Annotated in this window: 13 protein-coding genes and 5 pseudogenes; 10 read left to right on the top strand and 8 right to left on the bottom strand. The window is 69.4% G+C overall.

The window, feature by feature from the left end:
* Window positions 1-6: 6 nt before the first annotated feature.
* Window positions 7-426: a very short patch repair endonuclease gene (locus ACSMTC_RS06100; RefSeq protein ID WP_436558617.1), complete on the bottom strand. Its 420-nt coding sequence runs from the start codon at window positions 424-426 to the stop codon at window positions 7-9.
* 405 nt (window positions 427-831) lie between these two features.
* On the opposite strand from ACSMTC_RS06100, the pseudogene ACSMTC_RS06095 reads away from it, so the two are divergent.
* A pseudogene (locus ACSMTC_RS06095) lies at window positions 832-1,032 on the top strand (transposase); the annotation flags it as partial.
* A gap of 96 nt (window positions 1,033-1,128) precedes the next feature.
* A pseudogene (locus ACSMTC_RS06090) lies at window positions 1,129-1,793 on the top strand (IS3 family transposase); the annotation flags it as partial.
* 7 nt (window positions 1,794-1,800) lie between these two features.
* Here the strand turns inward: ACSMTC_RS06090 and ACSMTC_RS06085 are convergent.
* A complete protein-coding gene (locus tag ACSMTC_RS06085; protein WP_436558616.1) occupies window positions 1,801-3,177 on the bottom strand; it encodes an IS30 family transposase in 1,377 nt (458 codons plus the stop codon).
* Between the two features lie 68 nt (window positions 3,178-3,245).
* Between ACSMTC_RS06085 and ACSMTC_RS06080 the strand changes: the two are divergent.
* Window positions 3,246-3,536, top strand: a pseudogene (locus tag ACSMTC_RS06080) (transposase); the annotation flags it as partial.
* Window positions 3,537-3,968: 432 nt separating this feature from the next.
* Window positions 3,969-4,160 (top strand): helix-turn-helix domain-containing protein, encoded by a 192-nt coding sequence (locus tag ACSMTC_RS06075; RefSeq protein WP_436558615.1) that lies wholly within the window; start codon window positions 3,969-3,971, stop codon window positions 4,158-4,160.
* Between the two features lie 58 nt (window positions 4,161-4,218).
* Here the strand turns inward: ACSMTC_RS06075 and ACSMTC_RS06070 are convergent, their stop codons facing one another.
* Window positions 4,219-5,373 (bottom strand): tyrosine-type recombinase/integrase, encoded by a 1,155-nt coding sequence (locus tag ACSMTC_RS06070; protein ID WP_436558614.1) that lies wholly within the window; start codon window positions 5,371-5,373, stop codon window positions 4,219-4,221.
* A gap of 94 nt (window positions 5,374-5,467) precedes the next feature.
* Here ACSMTC_RS06070 and ACSMTC_RS06065 point away from each other — a divergent pair.
* A pseudogene (locus tag ACSMTC_RS06065) lies at window positions 5,468-5,632 on the top strand (pirin family protein); the annotation flags it as partial.
* 600 nt (window positions 5,633-6,232) lie between these two features.
* On the opposite strand, the pseudogene ACSMTC_RS06060 reads toward ACSMTC_RS06065, so the two are convergent.
* Window positions 6,233-6,478 (bottom strand): annotated as a pseudogene (locus tag ACSMTC_RS06060) (TetR family transcriptional regulator); the annotation flags it as partial.
* On the opposite strand from ACSMTC_RS06060, the gene ACSMTC_RS06055 reads away from it, so the two are divergent.
* The gene (locus ACSMTC_RS06055) at window positions 6,468-7,055 is read left to right on the top strand and encodes a beta/alpha barrel domain-containing protein (RefSeq protein ID WP_436558613.1); all 588 of its coding nucleotides are present in this window, start codon (window positions 6,468-6,470) and stop codon (window positions 7,053-7,055) included. The pseudogene ACSMTC_RS06060 and the gene ACSMTC_RS06055 overlap by 11 nt on opposite strands.
* A 40-nt stretch (window positions 7,056-7,095) precedes the next feature.
* On the opposite strand, the gene ACSMTC_RS06050 is transcribed toward ACSMTC_RS06055, so the two are convergent.
* Complete coding sequence (locus ACSMTC_RS06050; protein WP_436558612.1) at window positions 7,096-7,536, bottom strand: hypothetical protein; 441 nt, start codon at window positions 7,534-7,536, stop codon at window positions 7,096-7,098.
* Between the two features lie 518 nt (window positions 7,537-8,054).
* Here ACSMTC_RS06050 and ACSMTC_RS06045 point away from each other — a divergent pair.
* The gene (locus tag ACSMTC_RS06045; RefSeq protein ID WP_436558611.1) at window positions 8,055-9,299 is read left to right on the top strand and encodes a beta-propeller fold lactonase family protein; all 1,245 of its coding nucleotides are present in this window, start codon (window positions 8,055-8,057) and stop codon (window positions 9,297-9,299) included.
* Between the two features lie 323 nt (window positions 9,300-9,622).
* Complete coding sequence (locus ACSMTC_RS06040; RefSeq protein WP_436558610.1) at window positions 9,623-10,054, top strand: serine hydrolase domain-containing protein; 432 nt, start codon at window positions 9,623-9,625, stop codon at window positions 10,052-10,054.
* Here the strand turns inward: ACSMTC_RS06040 and ACSMTC_RS06035 are convergent.
* The 3 genes from ACSMTC_RS06035 to ACSMTC_RS06025 all read right to left on the bottom strand — a co-directional run bounded on the left by ACSMTC_RS06035 (window position 10,005) and on the right by ACSMTC_RS06025 (window position 13,272).
* Window positions 10,005-10,964, bottom strand: a complete 960-nt coding sequence (locus ACSMTC_RS06035) for a ferritin-like domain-containing protein (protein WP_436558609.1) — start codon at window positions 10,962-10,964, stop codon at window positions 10,005-10,007. The two genes, ACSMTC_RS06040 and ACSMTC_RS06035, sit on opposite strands and share 50 nt — an antisense overlap.
* A 1-nt stretch (window position 10,965) precedes the next feature.
* Complete coding sequence (locus tag ACSMTC_RS06030) at window positions 10,966-11,514, bottom strand: gluconate 2-dehydrogenase subunit 3 family protein (protein ID WP_436558608.1); 549 nt, start codon at window positions 11,512-11,514, stop codon at window positions 10,966-10,968.
* Window positions 11,515-11,583: 69 nt separating this feature from the next.
* Window positions 11,584-13,272, bottom strand: coding sequence for a GMC oxidoreductase (locus ACSMTC_RS06025; RefSeq protein ID WP_436558607.1), 1,689 nt, complete (start codon window positions 13,270-13,272; stop codon window positions 11,584-11,586).
* Window positions 13,273-14,053: 781 nt separating this feature from the next.
* Between ACSMTC_RS06025 and galK the strand changes: the two genes are divergently transcribed.
* Both galK and ACSMTC_RS06015 read left to right on the top strand, forming a co-directional pair.
* A complete protein-coding gene (gene galK, locus ACSMTC_RS06020; RefSeq protein WP_436558606.1) occupies window positions 14,054-15,199 on the top strand; it encodes a galactokinase in 1,146 nt (381 codons plus the stop codon).
* A gap of 256 nt (window positions 15,200-15,455) precedes the next feature.
* Window positions 15,456-17,858, top strand: coding sequence for a ricin-type beta-trefoil lectin domain protein (locus tag ACSMTC_RS06015; RefSeq protein ID WP_436558605.1), 2,403 nt, complete (start codon window positions 15,456-15,458; stop codon window positions 17,856-17,858).
* The last annotated feature ends 142 nt before the right edge of the window (window positions 17,859-18,000 follow it).

Here is an 18,000-nt window from a genome sequence, read left to right as displayed (position 1 = left end):
TCCGGCTCACGCCGCCCGTCGTCCGCGAACCAAGGTAGCGATCCGTTCGGCGGCCTCAACGGCGTTCTCATGCTCCCAGACACGGACCGATACCCAACCTGCCTCGGCGAGGCGGGCATCTGTGTCGCTGTCCCGGGCGCGGTTCTTCTCGATCTTGTCCCGCCAGAACACGGCGTTGTTCTTGGGCCATGTCGCGTGCTGGGGGCAGCCGTGCCAGAAGCAACCGTCGACGAAGACCGCGACGCGCGCCGGGCCGAAGAGGATGTCGGCCTCGCGACGCACGCCCTTGAGCGGTCTGCGGTGAACCCGGTAGCGGAGTCCGGCGGCGTGCAGGGTTCTGCGGAGGGTGATCTCGATGTCCGTGTCACGGCTGCGCTGGTTGCTCATCCGGGCGCGGATCTTCGAAGTGGTCTCCAGAACGGGCATGGTCCCATTCTGGCGCGAAGAGTCCGGCAGGGGCTCTGTGGGTCGCCAGCAGTCGTTTCGTGACCAGATTCCGACTTGGACGGCCAGCACGAGGCCCGCGATGACGACCAAGTTCGGAGCAACTCGATCGGATCCGTCACTCCTACGAGGTCGTGCAGGAGCTTCAGCAATCCCATCAGCACAAGCAGGAGTTATGGAGACCGAGTGGGCTGCCTTCGCCGTGCACAGCCTGACCCACCGCAATCGCCGGGACACCTTCGGTAGGCGGCCGATCGGCCCGGACCGGATCCGCAGCTCGCTGGTCCTGCGCGCGTCCCACAGGTGGCGGTGCAGATGGGCATTCCCCCCAATTGGTGGATATCACGGACACTGGATCTCGTGGATTCAGAGGAAGAGATGGAACCGATGGTGCACAAGCACTACTCAGCGGAGTTCCGTGCTGACGCTGTGGCGCTGTACTGCTCCGATCCGTCGTTGACGTATGCGCAGGTCGCGCGGGATCTGGGCATGCACGCGGAGTCGCTGCGGCAGTGGGTGCGGGCCGCTGGGGCCGCGCCCGGGCCGGACGGCCTCCTCCCGGGTGGCACCGGGCGCGGGGCGGCTGCTACGCCGATGACGCCCGAGGAGCGCATCGCGCGCCTGGAAGCGGAGAATGCGGCCCTGCGGACGGAGAACACCGGCCTTCGCAAGGACCGGGAGACCCTCGCGGTCGAGCGTGACATCCTGCGGAAGGCCACGAAGTATTTCGCCGCAGAGACGAACTGGTGAGCCGCTTCAAGTTCGTTGACGACCACAGGGAGACCTACGAGGTCAAGCGGCTGTGCCAGGTGATGGAGGTCCAGCGCTCCAGCTATTACAAGTGGCACGCCGGCGCCGGGGCCCGCGCGGAGCGCGAACGGGCCGACGCCGCCCTGGCAGCGCAGATCAGGCGGGTGCACGCCGAGTCCGACGAGGCGTACGGCTCCCCGCGCATCACCGCCGACCTGCGCGAGGACGGACACGCGGTGAACGAGAAGAGGGTCGCCCGGGTGATGCGGAAGTTCGGCATCACCGGCACCCACCTGCGCAAGAAGGTCCGCACCACCGTCCCCGAGCCCTCGGCGACCCCGGTGCCGGACCTGTTCGGCCGCGACTTCTCCGCTGCCGCGCCGAACCTCAAGTACATGGGCGACATTACCTATCTCCCGGTCGGGGACGGGGAGTTCCTGTATCTGGCGACCGTGCTGGACTGCTTCAGCAAGCGCATCGTCGGCTGGTCGATCGCCGACCACATGCGCGCCGACCTGGTCGCCGACGCCCTCATGATGGCCGCCGCCACCCGCGGCACCCTGGACGGCACGATCTTCCACTCCGACCACGGGGCGCAGACCGGGTTCAAGGGGTCGTTGCAACACCGCTGGTTTGGAGCGAGAGTAGCTGATCGCCGAGGGCCTCCGCAGGAGTTCTCCAGCCGAGTGTTTTCCGCGGCCGGGTATTGAGCGCGCCGGCGACGGCTTCGAGGTCGCGGGCGGTCCAGCGGGCCAGGTCCGTGCCCTTCGGGAAGTACTGCCGCAGCAGCCCGTTCGTGTTCTCGTTCGTGCCCCGCTGCCAGGGGCTGTGCGGGTCGGCGAAGTAGACGGCGATGCCGGTGTCGGCCCTCAGCTGGGCGTGCTGGGCGAGCTCCTTACCTCGATCCCAGGTCAGCGACCTGCGCAACTGCTGTGGAATATTGGCCATTTGGGCCGTGAGGGCCTTGCGCATCGCCTCGGCTCCGTAGCCGGCGAGCGCGGGGCCGTTCTTCCCCCTTGGCTCGACGCCGTAGCCTTCCATCCGCGGAAGGTGGACCAGGATCGTGAACCTGGTCGTGCGCTCCACGAGAGTGCCGATGGCGGACCGGTTCGTCCCGATGATCAGATCGCCTTCCCAGTGGCCCGCGACGGCCCGGTCCTCGGCCTCGGCGGGACGCTCGCTGATCATCACGTCGGGCGTGACGTGACCGGCCGCCTTCTGGCGGGCGCGCGAGCGCGGAACCCGAAGGGCACGCCCGGTCCGCAGACACGTGACCAGCTCACGCTCGAGCGCGCCGCGGCCCTGGACGTAGAGGGCCTGGTAGATCGCCTCGTGCGAGATCCGCATGGACTCGTCGTCCGGATAGTCGACCAGCAACCTCTTCGCTATCTGCTCCGGACTCCACGCCGTCGCCCAACGCCGGTCCTGACGGCGGGGCTTGTTCCGCCCCTTCCACTCCTGCGTCGCCGGACCCGGCACCAGCCGCCCGTCGGGAGCCTGGATCAAGCCGGCCAACCGGTCCTGCACGTACTCGCGCAGCCGCTCGTCGGCCGCGAGCTTCGCAGTCTTCGGCCGACTTGCCGCCAGCTCGGCCTTCCACTGCGCGATCGAGGCCCGGTAGTCGAGCCGCCCGCACCTCGTGGCCACGTTGCGCCGCAGCTCCCGAGAGATCGTCGACGGCGAGCGCCCCAGCCTGCGGGCGATCTCTCTCACGCCGGTGTCCTGGGCCCTCAGCAGGGCGATCTCCTCGCGCTCGGCGAACGACAGATACCGACCTGACAGCGGACTGAGCTGGATCGAAGGCATCCCGCCACGATCGCGGAACCACCGCGAACCAACCGGCCCGGACACGCCGCACGCCAGCGCGGCATCCTCGCTCGTGAGTCCCTCGGCGATCTTCAACCAGAACGCGCGCTCCACGTCCCGACGCACCGGCGGCCGGCCCGGCGACCGCATCGCCGGACGCCCCGTCACCTTCGTCATCCACCCCGCAGGCCGCCCCATCCGACACCTCCACAATCGAGGTGTTGCGACGACCAGTTGAATCCACCCAGTACACGAGTCGTCAATTCGCCGATCTTTGCTACAAGTTGGGTGTGACCCAGTCGATGGGAGCGGTTGGCACCAGCGCCGACAATGCCGCCTGCGAGAGCTTCCACGCCTCGCTGAAACGGGAGCTCCTCAAGGGCGCGCGCCGCTGGCCCGGAGCCCGGGCCTGCCGAGCGGCCGTCTTTCGCTGGCTGAACAGGTACAACACCTGGCGTAGGCACTCGGCCAACGGCCAGCTCAGCCCCGTCGCCTACGAGCAGCGCCAGTCGGCTACCCTGACACTCGCCGCATGACCACACAAACCCGTGTCCACCACCCGGGGTGAAGCCCCGATCGAGGCGGTGCCGCCGGTTGGGACGGGGATGCGGATGACGGCAGGCACCGGCCTCGGAGCGGGATCCGTCCGGCCAGTGCGGCTGCTGGCCGCAGCCTGTCCGTACCGTTGCCCCCTGGGCGGATGGTCTTCCCGGACGAGCGAGGCGGTGTTGACCCTGCTCCCGCTGGTCTCCGGGATCGACTCCACGCCCAGCACCGCCAGTCAAGGCTGTGGCCGCTGCTGCTCGACGCTCTCCACCTCGACACCGAGGAGTTCAGACCTTGGGCGAACTGTATCCCGATGACAAGGCGTTCACCGCATCCGCCCTACTACAGGAATCCGGCTCGGCCAAGCGGCTGTTCGCGTGTGAGCCTCTGGGCTTGTCTTCAACTGTTGTGGAGGAGAGCCGGTGCCTCAGCTGTTCATGAGCGTCAAGGAGACTGCGGAGTATCTGAACATGTCCGTTCCGTGGGTGTATCGCGAGGCGCCTCGCGTGGGCCTTGCTCCGTACCGGTTTGGGCACGGGCGGAACGCGAAGCTGCAGTTCAAGGTGTCTGAGGTTCAGGCATGGGTGAAGCAGCAGCGGTTGCCTGCCGGCTGAGCTGGTGGCAAGCGGGGTGGAGGGCCTGTTCCGGGTGGGACAGGCCCTCCATGCGTGTTCAGGCGGCCAAACCGAGGTCGAGGACCTGGGCGGCGCGGCCGATGGAGCCGGGCATGAGGTGGCGGTAGATCTTGAAGGTGATGTCGAGGCTCTTGTGGCCCATCCACTCGGCTACGTCGGTGATCGGGATGCCGTGGCTGAGGCAGTTCGAGGCAAAGTAGTGGCGGAGGCCGTAGACGACCATCCCTTCGGGGATGTCGACTTCGCCAGCCTTCTTGATGCGCTGCCACTGATTCTGGAGGTAGTGGTACGGGAAGGGCTTGCTGAGGTCCAGTGGGTGCCGGAGCAGGTAGCCGTCCACGGTGCCGTACTTGTCCGCGTACCACTCGATGGTGAGCTTGACGCGCCCTGGGAGCGGGACGTCTCGGTAGTCATCTGCCTTGCGGTGCTTGAGGGGTGCGTAGGTCTTGGTGGTCTGGTTGACCTGTTCGGTGATGCGGTAGGTGTCGTCGGCGACGATGTTGTTGATGTTGACGGCCGCTGCTTCGCCGTTGCGCATGCCGCAGCCGCTCATGAGGTCGGCGATGAGCAGGAACGTGTCGTCGCCAGCGGTGCGTATTTCCTGGAGTTGGGCGGGTGAGGGGATGACGGCGCGTTTCGGGTCGTACTGGGGCGGCTTGACCCCGTCGAGCGGGTTCTCGTCGTAGAGGCCGAGCCGGTGCGCGTCGAGGAGGATCGACTTCAGCTTGTCGAAGGTGTTGGACTGCGTGGCCAGGCCGACGCTGTTTCGTTCCATCGTCTGAATGAACGCCTCTACGACCTTGTGGTCGAACGTGCCCATCCGGCGGCTGTGAAAGGCGGGGCAGAGGTGGTGTTCCAGGATGGAGTCGAGGTGTCGCATTGAGGCCGCGCCGAGGTCTCGTTGGCCGGCTTTCCACTCGGCGACGTACTGCCCGAATTGCATCGCGCCGTACTTCTGGATGCGCTCTGCCTTGCGCTGGCTCTGTGGGGCGTTCTTCCTGGCCTGGTAGACCTCGGCGAGCCGGGCCTTGGCCTTGTCCTGGGTGGTGAACCCGGACTCCTCGGTCTGCCTTCTGGCGGCGTTGCGGTACCTGATCTTGTACTCGTGCGGGCACCTGGGCCACCGTGATTCGGGGTGCTCGCACTCCTTGAAGACGGTGCCCATGCCGCGGATGAGGCTCGTGGTTGCCATGGCTGATCGGACCCCCGGGAGTCATGCTGACCTTTTGCTGACTCTGGATGGTCGATCAGGTTCCTGACCTGGGAAGAAACGCCAATCCCGTGGTATGTGGTGGAACTTCATCGGACGCTCGACGGAGGAGATCGCACAGGCCCGCGAGGACTGGGAGAAGGGGTCCCGGTTCGGGGAGGTGCACGGCTACGCGGGTGCTCGGCTGTCCGCTCCTACGCTGCCCTCGGTGCCGCTGAAGCCGCGCGGACGGGCGCGCTGACCTGCGACGACTGATGGGCGTGTCGGGGCGTTGCCGGCCGGTCGGGGCTGGACACCCCGCCGCGGCCCGGCGGGCGGGCCTGCCAGGCGGTCTTGTTGATCAGTTTGAAGGCGCTCCGTGGGAGTGACTCAGGTCTCACGTTCGGGCATGTGTGACAGGGTCCAGTCGGATCGATGCTGACCTTTTGCTGACTTTCCTGACGGTTGGTCAGCTAGGTTGGCCTGGATCATTCCGGCGTGGGTCGGTACTCGTCTCCGTATAGGCATCGGGCGTGGTCCGTCAGGGTGCTGTGCATGATCTGGAGCCTACGGGGCCATGTTCCGCCGGACAGAACCTGCCTCAACTATGCCGGGTAGCACGTCTATTGGAAGCCAGGTACCCGGTCTCGCTCAAAGCCGACGCGTGCGGGGCCGGTGGGACATCCAGTGCGGGGTCTTCCGCAGTCCGTGCCGGGCCCCTCTGCTGGCGCTGGATGTCTGCTCCGCGCGGAAGTGGCCCGGCGTCAGCTCCGAGCCTTCCGCGACCCGCTCGTGCTGTCGCCGGGCCGTCCCGTCCGGCCTGTTCGTCAGACTGTGCCGGTGTGCCCGGCCCGCTATGCCCTCACTGGACCGAGTGGGGTGCGGTGGTCGTCGGCGCCGCGGTCGGGCGGATGGTGAGCGCGGCGTGGACGGACGCCCGGACCTGGTTCGCGATCACCTCGGGGGTGGTGGTGTCGAGCTTGCCGTCCAGGTGGAGGAAGGCCAGGCCGTGGACCAGGGCCCACACCGAGATCGACAGTGCCTCCGCGTCGGCGTCGGGGAAGACGCCGTGGACGATGTCGTGGACGTACTGCCGGATGGCGGCGGTCGTCAACTCCGCCGATTTCCAGCGTGGCGGCTTCGACGCGGACGACGCCAGGCAGGTGATCTCGATGCTCGAACCGCTCGGTGTCGACCTGGTCGAACTCTCCGGCGGCAGCTACGAAAGCCCGGCCATGACCGGCCGCCCCGCCGACGCGCGCACCCGCTCCCGCGAGGCCTACTTCCTGGACCTGGCCAAGGACCTGGTCACCACCAGCCCCCTGCCGCTCATGCTCACCGGCGGCATCACCCGACGCGCCACCGCCGAACAGGTCCTCGCCGACGGCGTGGAACTCGTCGGGATCGGCACCGCCCTCGCCGTCACCCCCGACCTGCCCCACCGCTGGCGCACCGGCCGCGAAGCCGACCGAGGGCTGCGGCCGGTCACCTGGTCCGACAAGGCCCTCGCCTCCGCCGCCACCATGGCCCAGGTCCGCCACCAGCTGCGCCGCCTCGCCCGCGGCAGCGACCCGAGGCCGGGAACCCACCCGGCCTTCGCTCTGCTTTCCGAGCAGCGCCGGCAGCGGCAGGCACTGCGCCGCTACCGCGCCTGGCTGCCCACGGCCCGGGGTGTGCGGCAGTGACCCGGCCCGCGTAGCCGCCGTCGCGCGCCGGAACGGGGGCTCACGGCTCGGCCCGGACGCGCTCGGGGTCGAGTCGAAGCTCCTGGTAGGTCCAGCAGTCGGCGACCAGCGTGGCGACCTCCGCGCCACACGGGCAGACGCGGTTGCCGCCGCTCATGCCGTCGGGTCCGCAGCAGCCGACGTGGCGGCGTGGGTCGGGGTGGGGGAGCAGGCCTGTGGTGTCTTCGGGGTGGAGTACGAACGTGCCGCAAGGGCCGCCGGGGACGCGGATGTTCGCAGGCGCGTCGGGGGCGGGTGCGCTTGGAACGACGTACGGGGCACCGAAGGGCTCGGGATCGACGGCGTAGGTGCCACGGGCCATGGTGACACCCGGCTGGTCGCCCTCGTCCTCGTCCGCGTAGCGCTGCTCGGGCAGTTCGTCGAGACTCCGCAGCGGCCCGGTGAGGGGACGGCCGCACGCGCGGCAGAGGAAGACGGTCATCTGTCCACCCTAGGAGCCGCCGGTCCCCGCTGACGACGGGTTTTCGCAGCGCCCGAGCGGGCGATGCCTCGCAGTGGCAGTTGGACCACGTCTGGCCGGTGCGCGCGGTCAGATCCGGCGCAGGGCCTCGGTGAGGTCGGTGCCCAGGCGCTCCAGAAGGATGATTTCCCGGGTGTCCTGCTTACGCCGCCGGCAGCCGCACTCGTTCGCCCGGGGCTCGGATCACGCGAACGAAAAGTGTCGAATCGTCATCTTTGGTGTATTAGCACCTATTCTGGCGCGCGGTGGCCTGTGGCCCGGTGAGGTCCTGCCAACGGGGTGGCGTAAGCGCCTCGGCCGGCAGGGCGTCGGCGTGTCGGTGACGAGGTGTGAGAGCACACGATCCGGGTCCCGCCCGCGGTTTCGGCCGCGTGTCCGGGTGGTGGTCGTGGCGGCTGTGCCTGTCGTCATCGTGCGGGCGGTTCCGGCCCTGGGGCTACGTCGCCACCTTTCCGGTTCTTCGAGTGAGAGGTGCGGCGATGATCAGTTGTGGGAAGCGACGGCTGCGGGGCCCGGCCCCGCGTGACACGGGCCAGGGTCGGGCCTGGTGCTGGGCGTGGCTGCGCGCCCTGGTGACGGGGCTGGTTGCGCTGGGGAGCCTCGCGTTGCCGGTGACGGCGGCCGTCCCGGCCCACGCCGCGACGTCGGGGACCTTCGTGTACGTCGCCAACTTCACCACGAACAACGTGTCGGTGATCAACGCGGTGACCAACACCGTCGCCGCCACCATCCCCGTAGGCACCAGCCCCTTCTGGGTGGCGGTCAGCCCGGACGGCACCACCGCCTACGTCACCAACAACGGCTCGAACAACGTGTCGGTGATCGACACGACCACCGACACCGTCACCGCCACCGTCACCGTCGGCACCAACCCGGCCGGGGCGGCGGTCAGTCCGGACGGCACCTCCGTCTACGTCACCAACTCCAACTCGCAGAACGTGTCGGTGATCAGTACGGCCACCAACACCGTCACCGCCACCATCACCACCGGCACCGGGCCGTTCGACGTGGCATTCACCCCGGACGGCACCGCCGCCTACGTCAACAACCTCGTCGACAACACGGTGTCGGTGATCAACACGGCCACCGACACCGTCACCACGACCATCCCCGTCGGCACCCAGCCGATCGCGGTGGCGGTCAGCCCCGACGGCTCCACCGTCTACGTCGCCAACCAGAGCACCAACAACGTGTCGGTGATCAGCACGGCCACCAACACCGTCACCACGACCATCCCCGTCGGCACCACCCCGCAGACGTTGGCGGTCAGCCCCGACGGCACCAGCGTCTACGTCACCAACCGCAACTCGAACAGCGTGTCGGTGATCAGCACGGCCACCAACACCGTCACCACGACCATCCCCGTCGGCAACCACCCCTACGGGGTGGCGTTCAGCCCGGGCGGCACCCGCGCCTACGTCGCCAACGAGCTCGACGGCACGGTGTCGGTGATCACCACCGCCACCTCCACCGTCACCGCCACCGTCACCGTCGGCCCCCGCCCCTTCGGCGTGGCCACGGCCAGGGTCCCGGTCGTGGTCACGTCCACGGCCAGTTGCCCCACCGGCAGCGCGATCACCGGCGGCGGGTACCAGCAGAGCGGCGGCGCCGTCCCACCCGTCGAGGTCACCAGCCGGCCCGTCGGCAACACCTGGCAAATCCTCGCCGACAACCAGAGCACCAACTCCACCACCGTCACCCCCTACGCCGTCTGCACGCCCTGACACACCGAGCCCTCGCAGCCGGCGCCGCCCGGTTGCGGGGGCTGGGGGAGGGAATCCCGGCGGGGTGCGGGTGCCGGTCGTCACGGTTCTCACCGGGCGCCCTGGAGGGCCCACTCGGCCCGCGACATGTTGCGCCCGATGTCCAGCTGATCGTGGCCTCGCTCGCTGACTGGGCGCCCGGCAGCCGTATGACCTGATCACCTGTGGGCACGGGCTGCACTACCCCGACGACAAGCTCGGTCTGCTCGGCCGAGCCGCCGGTCGGCTCAGTCCTGGACGGTTGGACCCCGGAGCAGGTCGTCGCCACGCTGCAGCGGCAGCCGATGAACTTCCAGCCCGGTACCGCGCAGCAGTACAACGGGATGAACACCTTCCTCGCCGGGATGATCATCGAGCGGGTGACCGGGCACAGCTACGCGCACGAGGTGCGGAGCCGGAGCATGGGCCTGCAGCGGGTCGAGCAGGGCGGCGTGGTCGCCTGGGGCAAGACCGGTTCCCGGCCCGGCTGCGCCAGCGGGGTGTTCGCCACCCGCGACCTGGGCCGCAAGGTGGTACTCGGTGAACCCGACCGGCTTCGTCGGCGCGGAGACCCCCTACGTCGGCCGTCTGCTCGTCACCTCGTTCGGGCTCGCCCGGTAGCACGGGCAGACCGGGGGCACCGGGCGCGCCAGGGGCGCCGGGCGGTCTCGGTGCGCCGGGGTCCGGTCAGGCCGTTCCGCCGTCCCACCGGAACTCCGGGCGGATCCCCCGTCTGATCAGGTCCCGTCCGAGGCTCTGAAGTCGGAACATCGCCGCCACGTTCGGCGGCGCGCCCGAGGTCCAGCATCTCTCCAGGTCGGTCAGCAGCTGCGACAAGGTCCGGTTGAACTCGGCCGAGGGATTCGGCCGGGCGTCGCAGGGCGCGAAGTCGTACACCTCGGGCAGGGTGACGGGATCGCCGCTGAAACTCCACTTTCCGTCGGTTTCCACGAGCCTCCGCTGGAGGAAGAGCTCCTTGAACAGGTAGTAGTGCGCGAAACCGGCCCGCTCGCCGGACGGCTGATCGGGTGACCCCTGGGTCCCCTCACCCTCGCTCTTGATCCGGTCGATCGTCTCGACCGCGTCGGTGACGGTTCTGACCGGCTTCGTCGCGGGCAGCTCCACGGCGTGCGCGTCCTGGTCGATCCCGGGGTTGAGCTTCTGGAAGGTCGTGCTGATCGTGTCGTAGAAGGCGCCGATCGTCGCGGGCGGCACCGCCAGGCGCGCGATGGGCGGGAACTCCGGGAGCTCGATCTGCATGAACACCGCGAGTTGTTCCTCGGTCAGTGGCTTCAGATCGATCGGAAGCTTCTGCGGGATGCCGCCGGGCAGCTCGCCGGTCGGATAGGTCGGCAGGAAGTCGGCGTGTGCGATCGACGGCCGTCCGCCGATCGCGGTCAGCAGGTTCCCGGCCAGCGCGAAGTGGTTCATCTCCTGGCTGACGATCCTGTGCAGCACGCCCTCGGCGCGGTCCGGGTCGTCCTTGACCGACCACTGCGCGCACAGGTAGGGCGGAATCGTGGCGAATTCCAGTCGCATCGCGAGCTGCAGTGCGCCTTTGAGGTCGTCCAGCGGCAGAACTTCGGCCTCGACGTACTCCCTGATCGTCTTCATCGCGGGATGCCCGTGGTCACCGGTGGCGTTCACGCTACAGCCCCAGCTTTCTGAGTTCGTCGTCGAGGATGCGCCGCGCCTCGGGCGGGACGCCCGGAAAGGCGAGCAGCGGTACGTTCCCGACATAGCCGATCGCCTTGAAGCCGGTGTCGGAGGTGAAGTAGCCGGCGAGCAGCAGGGAGCGGAACCTGAGGAAGAAGCTCCGGTCCGTTGCGGTGGTCGATGCGATCTGGTCGACGATCGTGCGCTGCCGGGCGCCGTCCAGGTCGACGAACCCGGCCCCGAACCGGCGCCGTGCCTCCGCGTCGACCATGGCGAGGCCGTTCGTGATGACGGTCCGGTGGTTCTGCTGCGTGGTGTAGGGGGCGCTCACCCAGTCGTCGAAGAAGTCGGCGATCCCCATCGCGCTCGGCGCCGGGTGCTCGGCGGCGCCCGGCAGAACGATGTCGGCGAGGGCCGCGATGAGCGCGCGCTCGGGCTCGGAGAGCGTGCGCGGCCAAGACGTGTGCGGCGTCACGAGGTTGGGGTCGGTGCCGTAGCCCTGCGCTGCGGTACCGGTATCGGCGGCACTGTGCTGGTCCATCTCTCCCTCTCGCTGCTGATGCTCAGTCACCTAGGAGGAGCTGCTTTCCGGTTGGGCATCGGCGTGCGGTCACGGACCACCGCTCCGCAGCAGTTCGAGGATGTGGGCCGAACTCCGTGCGGCCAGGGCCAGGATGGTGAGCGTGGGGTTCTTGTCCGGGCTCGAGGCGAACGAGGCGCCGTCGATGACGAACAGGTTCCTCACGTCCCAGCACCGGTTGTGGGGGTCGAGCACGGAGTTCTGCGGCGAGGTCCCCATCCGCGCGCCGCCGACCTCGTGGACCGCTCCGCCGCCCGTCGGCATGACGACGGGACTGGTGTCCGGCGCGCCGCCGAGCAGGCTGAAGACCTTGTTGAAGGTGTCGTGCATGTGCGTGACCTGCCGGACTTCCGGATCTCCCCACTTCCAGTGGAAGCGCAGGACCGGAACGCCCCACTTGTCCTTGGTCGTCGGGTCGAGTTCGCAGAAGGAGTCCTCGTTCGGGATCATCTCGCCTTCGCCGATGAGGGTGACGGCCGAGCCGTACCTGCGCCGCACCTGTGCCCGCAGCGCGTCGCCGTAGGTCGCACTGCCCTCGTCGATCAGGCTTCCGATGCCGGTGGTCGGCATCCTGCGTCCCCCGCGCGGCTCGATGTGGTACCCGCGCGGGAAGTCGAGCCGCCCGGCGGCCTGTTCGGGCAGCAGCCACCACGGCACGTAGATGTGCGGGGTGAAGATGCCGTCGTCGTTCAGCACCGGGAGTTTCTCGAGCATCGGGATCCGTGACGAGCGCGAGAACTCGACCGAGTCCATCAGGTACTTGCCGACCAGCCCGTGGCCGTTCCCGATTCCGTTGGGGAACGCGTCGCTTCGCGAGTTGAGCAGGATGCGCACCGACGAGCAGGTTCCCGCCGCCAGCACCACCACCCTCCCCGTGACCGAGCATTCGGAGCCGGTCACCCGGTCGTTGTAGGTGACACCGGTGGCGCGCCCGGTCGCGTCGACGTCGATTCGGGACACCATGGCGTTGCAGCCGATGGTGAGGTTGCCGGTGGCGCGGGCAGGGGGGATGAGGACGGTGGTGCTCTGGAAGTTGGAGCGGCTGGAGCAGCCGCTGGTGCACGGCGTCGCGAACAGGCATGCCGCACGCCCGTTCAGCGGGCGGGTGAGTACGGCCGCCCGGATCGCCGCCACCTTCATGCCCAGGTGCTCGAACGCCCGGCTGAGGGCGATCTCGTGGGCACGCGGGGGAGGCGGCGGGAGCTGGACGCCGGGCGGGGAGTCGGGCGCGTTCTCGATCCCGTGCGGAAGGCCGGTGACTCCGACGAGTCGTTCGGCCGTGTCGTACCACGGCGCCAGATCGGCATACGTGATCGGCCAGTCGAAGCCCAGTCCGTCACGCGTCTTCGGCTTGAAGTCGTAAGGGCCGAAGCGCAGGGCCACTCGGCCCCAGTGGTTGGTGCGGCCGCCCAGCATCCGTGGCCGCCACCAGCTGAACGGCTGGTTCGGATCCGCCTGGGTGTAGGGCTCGCCGTCGATCCTGGCGCCGCCGTCGACGGTGGCGTCGTAGTAGCCGTTGGGCTTGTCCGGTGTCGAGGCCGCGCGCAACGGGGCGGCCTCCTGGGTGCTGAACATGGGCGTCTCGGTGCCGGGGTCGTACTCCCGGCCGGCCTCCAGCATCAGGACACGGGCGCCGGCCGCACAGAGCTCGTGCGCCGCCATGCCGCCGGCGGCCCCGGAGCCGACGATGATGACGTCATATGACGGTGTACCGGACACGCGGCCCCATTCCTCCGTCGGGTATCGTCGCGCGATACGCGCTCAGTGACTCTCGGTGATCAAGTCGTCACGATTCTCCCAGGCTCCCCGGCGGGCCGCGACTTCGGAGAGCCGCTTGCCCCGGTCGGCCGGTCGTCGGTACCGGAACCGGACGTCGGGCCGGTGGCGGGCTTGCGGTCCTGCCGTCGGCTCTCCCGGTCGGCTACCAGGTGGCCGGAGCACCGGTCGTGCCGGTGACGGGACAGGCCGAACACCCACGACGCCTGTCCGGCGCGCGCGATCGGCTGACGGTGTTCCATCGGCCGCTGATCGATGGTGATCCGGCGCAGCGGGACGTCTCCCGTGGCTGCCCCCATGGGTGGCTGGCCATGCGGTACCGGAGTTCCTGTCGGCGGTGAGGCGTGTTGCCGAACGACCGTCAGAAGCCGGGAGCCGGTCAGGTTGGCGCTGTCCAGGAAACCCGGTGTGCGGAAGCGGTGTGTCAACATAAGCAAACAGATACTGCCGTTTGTCAACGGGTGTGCCGATCGCCGCCGGACTCCCGGCACCGGCTCTACGGCCCGACCTGGCGTGTGTCTTACAGGTGTTGACCGTGAGGGTGATAATGTTTGATTATGTCGGAATCGGCTCTGGCCTCCCGGCGGACATCCCCTCGGCGGGAACCAGTACGCGGATGCCGCACGACGAGTCGCCGACGGAGGGGCGGTCCGCAGTGGTGTGATGCGAACGCCGTCCGGGAGAGTGTGCCGGCCCTTCCTTCCGATGCATTGGAGCTGAGCAGATGATCGACGAGGCCGTCACCGACTTCGAGGCCGTCCACGGTGGAAGGCCGACCGGTGTATGGGCCGCACCCGGGCGCGTGAACCTGATCGGCGAGCACACCGACTACAACGACGGCTTCGTCCTGCCCGTGGCCCTCCCGCACACCACCCGGGTGACCGCCCGCCGCAGGGAGGACGGACGGCTGCGGCTGTACAGCGCCCAGGGCGAGGGCACGATCACCGATCTCCCGCTGGACGCTCTGGCACCCGGCGCCGTCGCGAGCTGGGCCGGCTACCCGGCCGGCGTCTTCTGGGCGCTCGCCGAGGCGGGACACGCGGTCGGCGGGGCCGACCTGTACATCGACAGTGACGTACCGGCCGGAGCCGGACTCTCCTCCTCGGCCGCGCTGGAGTGCGCGACGGCCGCCGCCCTCAACGACCTGTACGGACTGGGGCTTTCCGCGCCGGAACTCGCCCTGACCGCCCAGCGGGCCGAGAACGCCTTCGTCGGCGTGCCGTGCGGTGCGATGGACCAGATGGCCTCCGCCTGCTGTACCAGCGGTGCCGCCCTGTTCCTCGACACCCGGACCATGGCGCAGCGGCACGTGCCGCTCGACCTGGAGGCGGTGGGGCTGCGGCTGCTGGTGATCGACACCCGGGTCAAGCACGACCTCGGCGACGGCGCCTACGCCGCCCTGCGGGCCGGCTGCGAGCGCGCCGCCCGCCTGCTCGGCCTGCCCGCGCTGCGCGATCTCGCGCCCACCGAGCTCGCCGCGGCCCTGGACCGGCTGCCCGGCGAACTCGGGCCGCTGGTGCGGCACGTGGTGACCGAGAACCGGCGCGTCATCGAGACCGTCGACCACCTGGCTCGCGGTGAGATCACCGCGCTGGGGCCGATCCTGACGGCCGGACACGCCTCGCTGCGCGAGGACTACCGGGTCTCCTGCCCCGAAACGGATGCCGCGGTCGAGGCGGCCGTCGCCGCCGGGGCGCTGGGTGCCCGGATGACCGGCGGCGGCTTCGGCGGGTCCGTCATCGCCCTGGTCGAAACCGCGAGCCTGGCGACGGTCTCGGAGGCGGTGCGGACGGCCTTCCGCTCGGCGGGCTTCGCCTCGCCGGTCGTCTTCACCGCCGTGCCCTCGGCGGGGGCCCGGCGGGTGGCCTGACCGGCGACGCGGGCTCAGCCGGCGGCCGAGCAGGGCGCCGCCTCAGCGTGGCGGTCCTGTCATGTTTCGGCCGGGCGGCCGTTAATGGGGTGTTGTGCCAGCGGAATGCCACATGCGAGGGTCGGCCGGCCGTCCGCGACCCGAGCCCCGCCCCACACCGAACCGGACCCACCCTCCCTCGACGCACCGACCGCCGACCCGGACCACTCGGCGCGATCCAACACAGTCCTCACCTTCCCGCCCCCCGGAGAAGCCCATGGGCCGTAAACACCCGTCCTCGACCTGCCGCACCGCGCTCGGTGCGGTCCTCCTCCTGCTCCTCGGTGCGCTGACCACCCTGGCCACGCCACCGGCCGCCCGGGCCGCCACCGCCGCCACGGCCATCACCGTCGACGGCACCAAGCCGGGCCTGGCCTTCGACGGTGTCGGCGCCATCTCCGGTGGCGGCGGCAACTCCCGCCTGCTGACCGACTATCCGGAGCCGCAGCGCAGCCGGCTGCTGGACTACCTGTTCAAGCCCGGCTACGGCGCCTCACTGCAGGTGCTGAAGCTGGAGATCGGCGGCGACACCAACTCCACCGACGGCGCCGAGCCCAGCATCGAGCACACCAAGGGCACCGTCGACTGCGACCAGGGCTACGAGTGGTGGCTGGCCGAGCAGGCCAAGGCCCGCAACCCCGACATCAGGTTCTACGGCCTGTCCTGGGGCGCACCCGGCTGGATCGGCGGCACCTTCTGGTCCCAGGACACCATCGACTACCTGATGGACTGGATGGGCTGCGCCGCCCGGCACCACCTGACCGTCTCCTACCTCGGCGGCTGGAACGAGCGCGGCTACGACAGGACCTGGTACGAGAACCTCAAGGCCGCGCTCGTCTCGCACGGTTACGCCGCCACCAAGGTCGTCGCCGCGGACGACACCTGGGACGTGGCCGACGCCATGGCCGAGGACCCGGCGTTCAGGAACGCCGTCGACATCGTCGGCGTCCACTACCCCTGCGGCTACCTCGGTTCCTTCACCAACTGCCCCAGCACCGCGAACGCCCAGGCACTCGGCAAGCCGCTGTGGGCGAGCGAGAACGGCTCCGAGGACGCCAACGACGGCGCCCCGGCGGTGGCGCGCGCCATCAACCGCGACTACCTCGACGGGAAGATGACCTCGTTCATCAACTGGCCGGTCATCGCCGCGCTCTACCCCAACCTCTACTTCTCCACCGACGGCATGTCGATCGCCGACCAGCCCTGGTCGGGCCACTACACCATCGGCAAGACCACCTGGGTCACCGCGCACACCGCCCAGTTCGCCAAGCCCGGCTGGCACTACATCGACTCCGCCGGCGGCTACCTCGGCGGAGCGCGCACCAACGGCAGCTACGTCACGCTGAAGTCGACGAACAACCGCGACTACAGCACCGTCATCGAGACCATGGACGCCACCGCCGCGCAGAGCGCCGCGTTCACCGTCACCGGCGGCCTGTCCACCGGCAGGGTCCACGTCTGGTCCACCGACCTCAACTCCACCGACCCAGACGACTGGTTCGTCCACACCCAGGACATCACCCCGGCCCACGGAAGCTTCACGCTGACCCTCCAGCCCGGCCGCGTCTACACCGTGACCACCACCACCGGCCAGGGCAAGGGCACCGCGACCCCGCCGGCCGCCGCCCCGCTCAAGCTGCCCTACACGGACGACTTCGAGACGCCGGCCACCACCACCTCGCCGAAGTACTTCACCGACATGAACGGCGCCTTCCAGACCGTCCGCTGCGGCGGTGGCCGCACCGGCACCTGCCTGCGCCAGATGGCCCCGACCACACCGATCCGCTGGACCGACGAGCGGTACAACGCCCCGTACACCATCATGGGCGACGGCAGCTGGTCCAACTACACCGTCACCGCGGACACGCTCTTCGAACAGGCGAGCACCGTCGAACTCCTTGGCCGGGTCAACCAGCAGGGCCGCAACAACAACGGCCTGAACGCCTACCACCTGCGGGTCAGCGACACCGGCGCCTGGTCCATCGACAAGAGCGACACCAAGTGGAACTTCACCACCCTCGCCAGTGGCGCCACCACCACCCTGGGCACCGGAAGCTGGCACACCGTCAGCCTGTCCATGCAGGACACCACTCTCACCGCCACCATCGACGGTGTCACCGTGGGCAGCGCGACCGACGCCGGCTTCACCAACGGCCAGGCCGGCCTCGGCGTGACCGGCTACCAGACCGACCAGTTCGACGACTTCAGCCTCACCCCCGGCAACCCCGTCACCGTCACCCACACCGGCCCGGTCACCTCCGCCCTGCCGGGCAAGTGCCTCGACGACAACGGCGACTCCGCCACCAGCGGCACCGCCGTCCAGCTGTGGGACTGCGACGGCGGCAGCTCACAGGTGTGGACCTGGTCCAACGGCACCCTCACGCACAACGGCAAGTGCCTCGACGTCACCGGCGCCTCCACCGTCAGCGGAACCCCGGTCGAACTGTGGGACTGCAACGGCGGCACCAACCAGCAGTGGACGCCCCAGACCGACGGGACCCTGAAGAGCACCCAGTCCGGCCGCTGCCTCGACGACCCGGCCGCCGCCACCGCCAACGGCACCCGGCTGGAGATCTGGGACTGCAACGGCGGCGCCAACCAGCAGTGGGCCCTGCCGTAACTCCCCCGCCCGCCTGAGGCGGACCAGCGCGGCGTGCCCGGCCCCGGGCAACGCCGCGCTGGTCCAGGCACCATCGCGGCGCAGACTCACCCGGGCGGTGACCACCACCCGGGGCCGGGCACGCCCGGGCGGTGCGGCTACA

This window comes from Kitasatospora sp. HPM-01-4 (assembly GCF_051374625.1).
In the GTDB taxonomy this organism is placed as follows: Bacteria; Actinomycetota; Actinomycetes; order Streptomycetales; family Streptomycetaceae; genus Kitasatospora.
The sequence above is the reverse complement of the archived record's forward strand: the minus strand, read 5'-3'. Positions and strand labels throughout refer to the sequence as shown.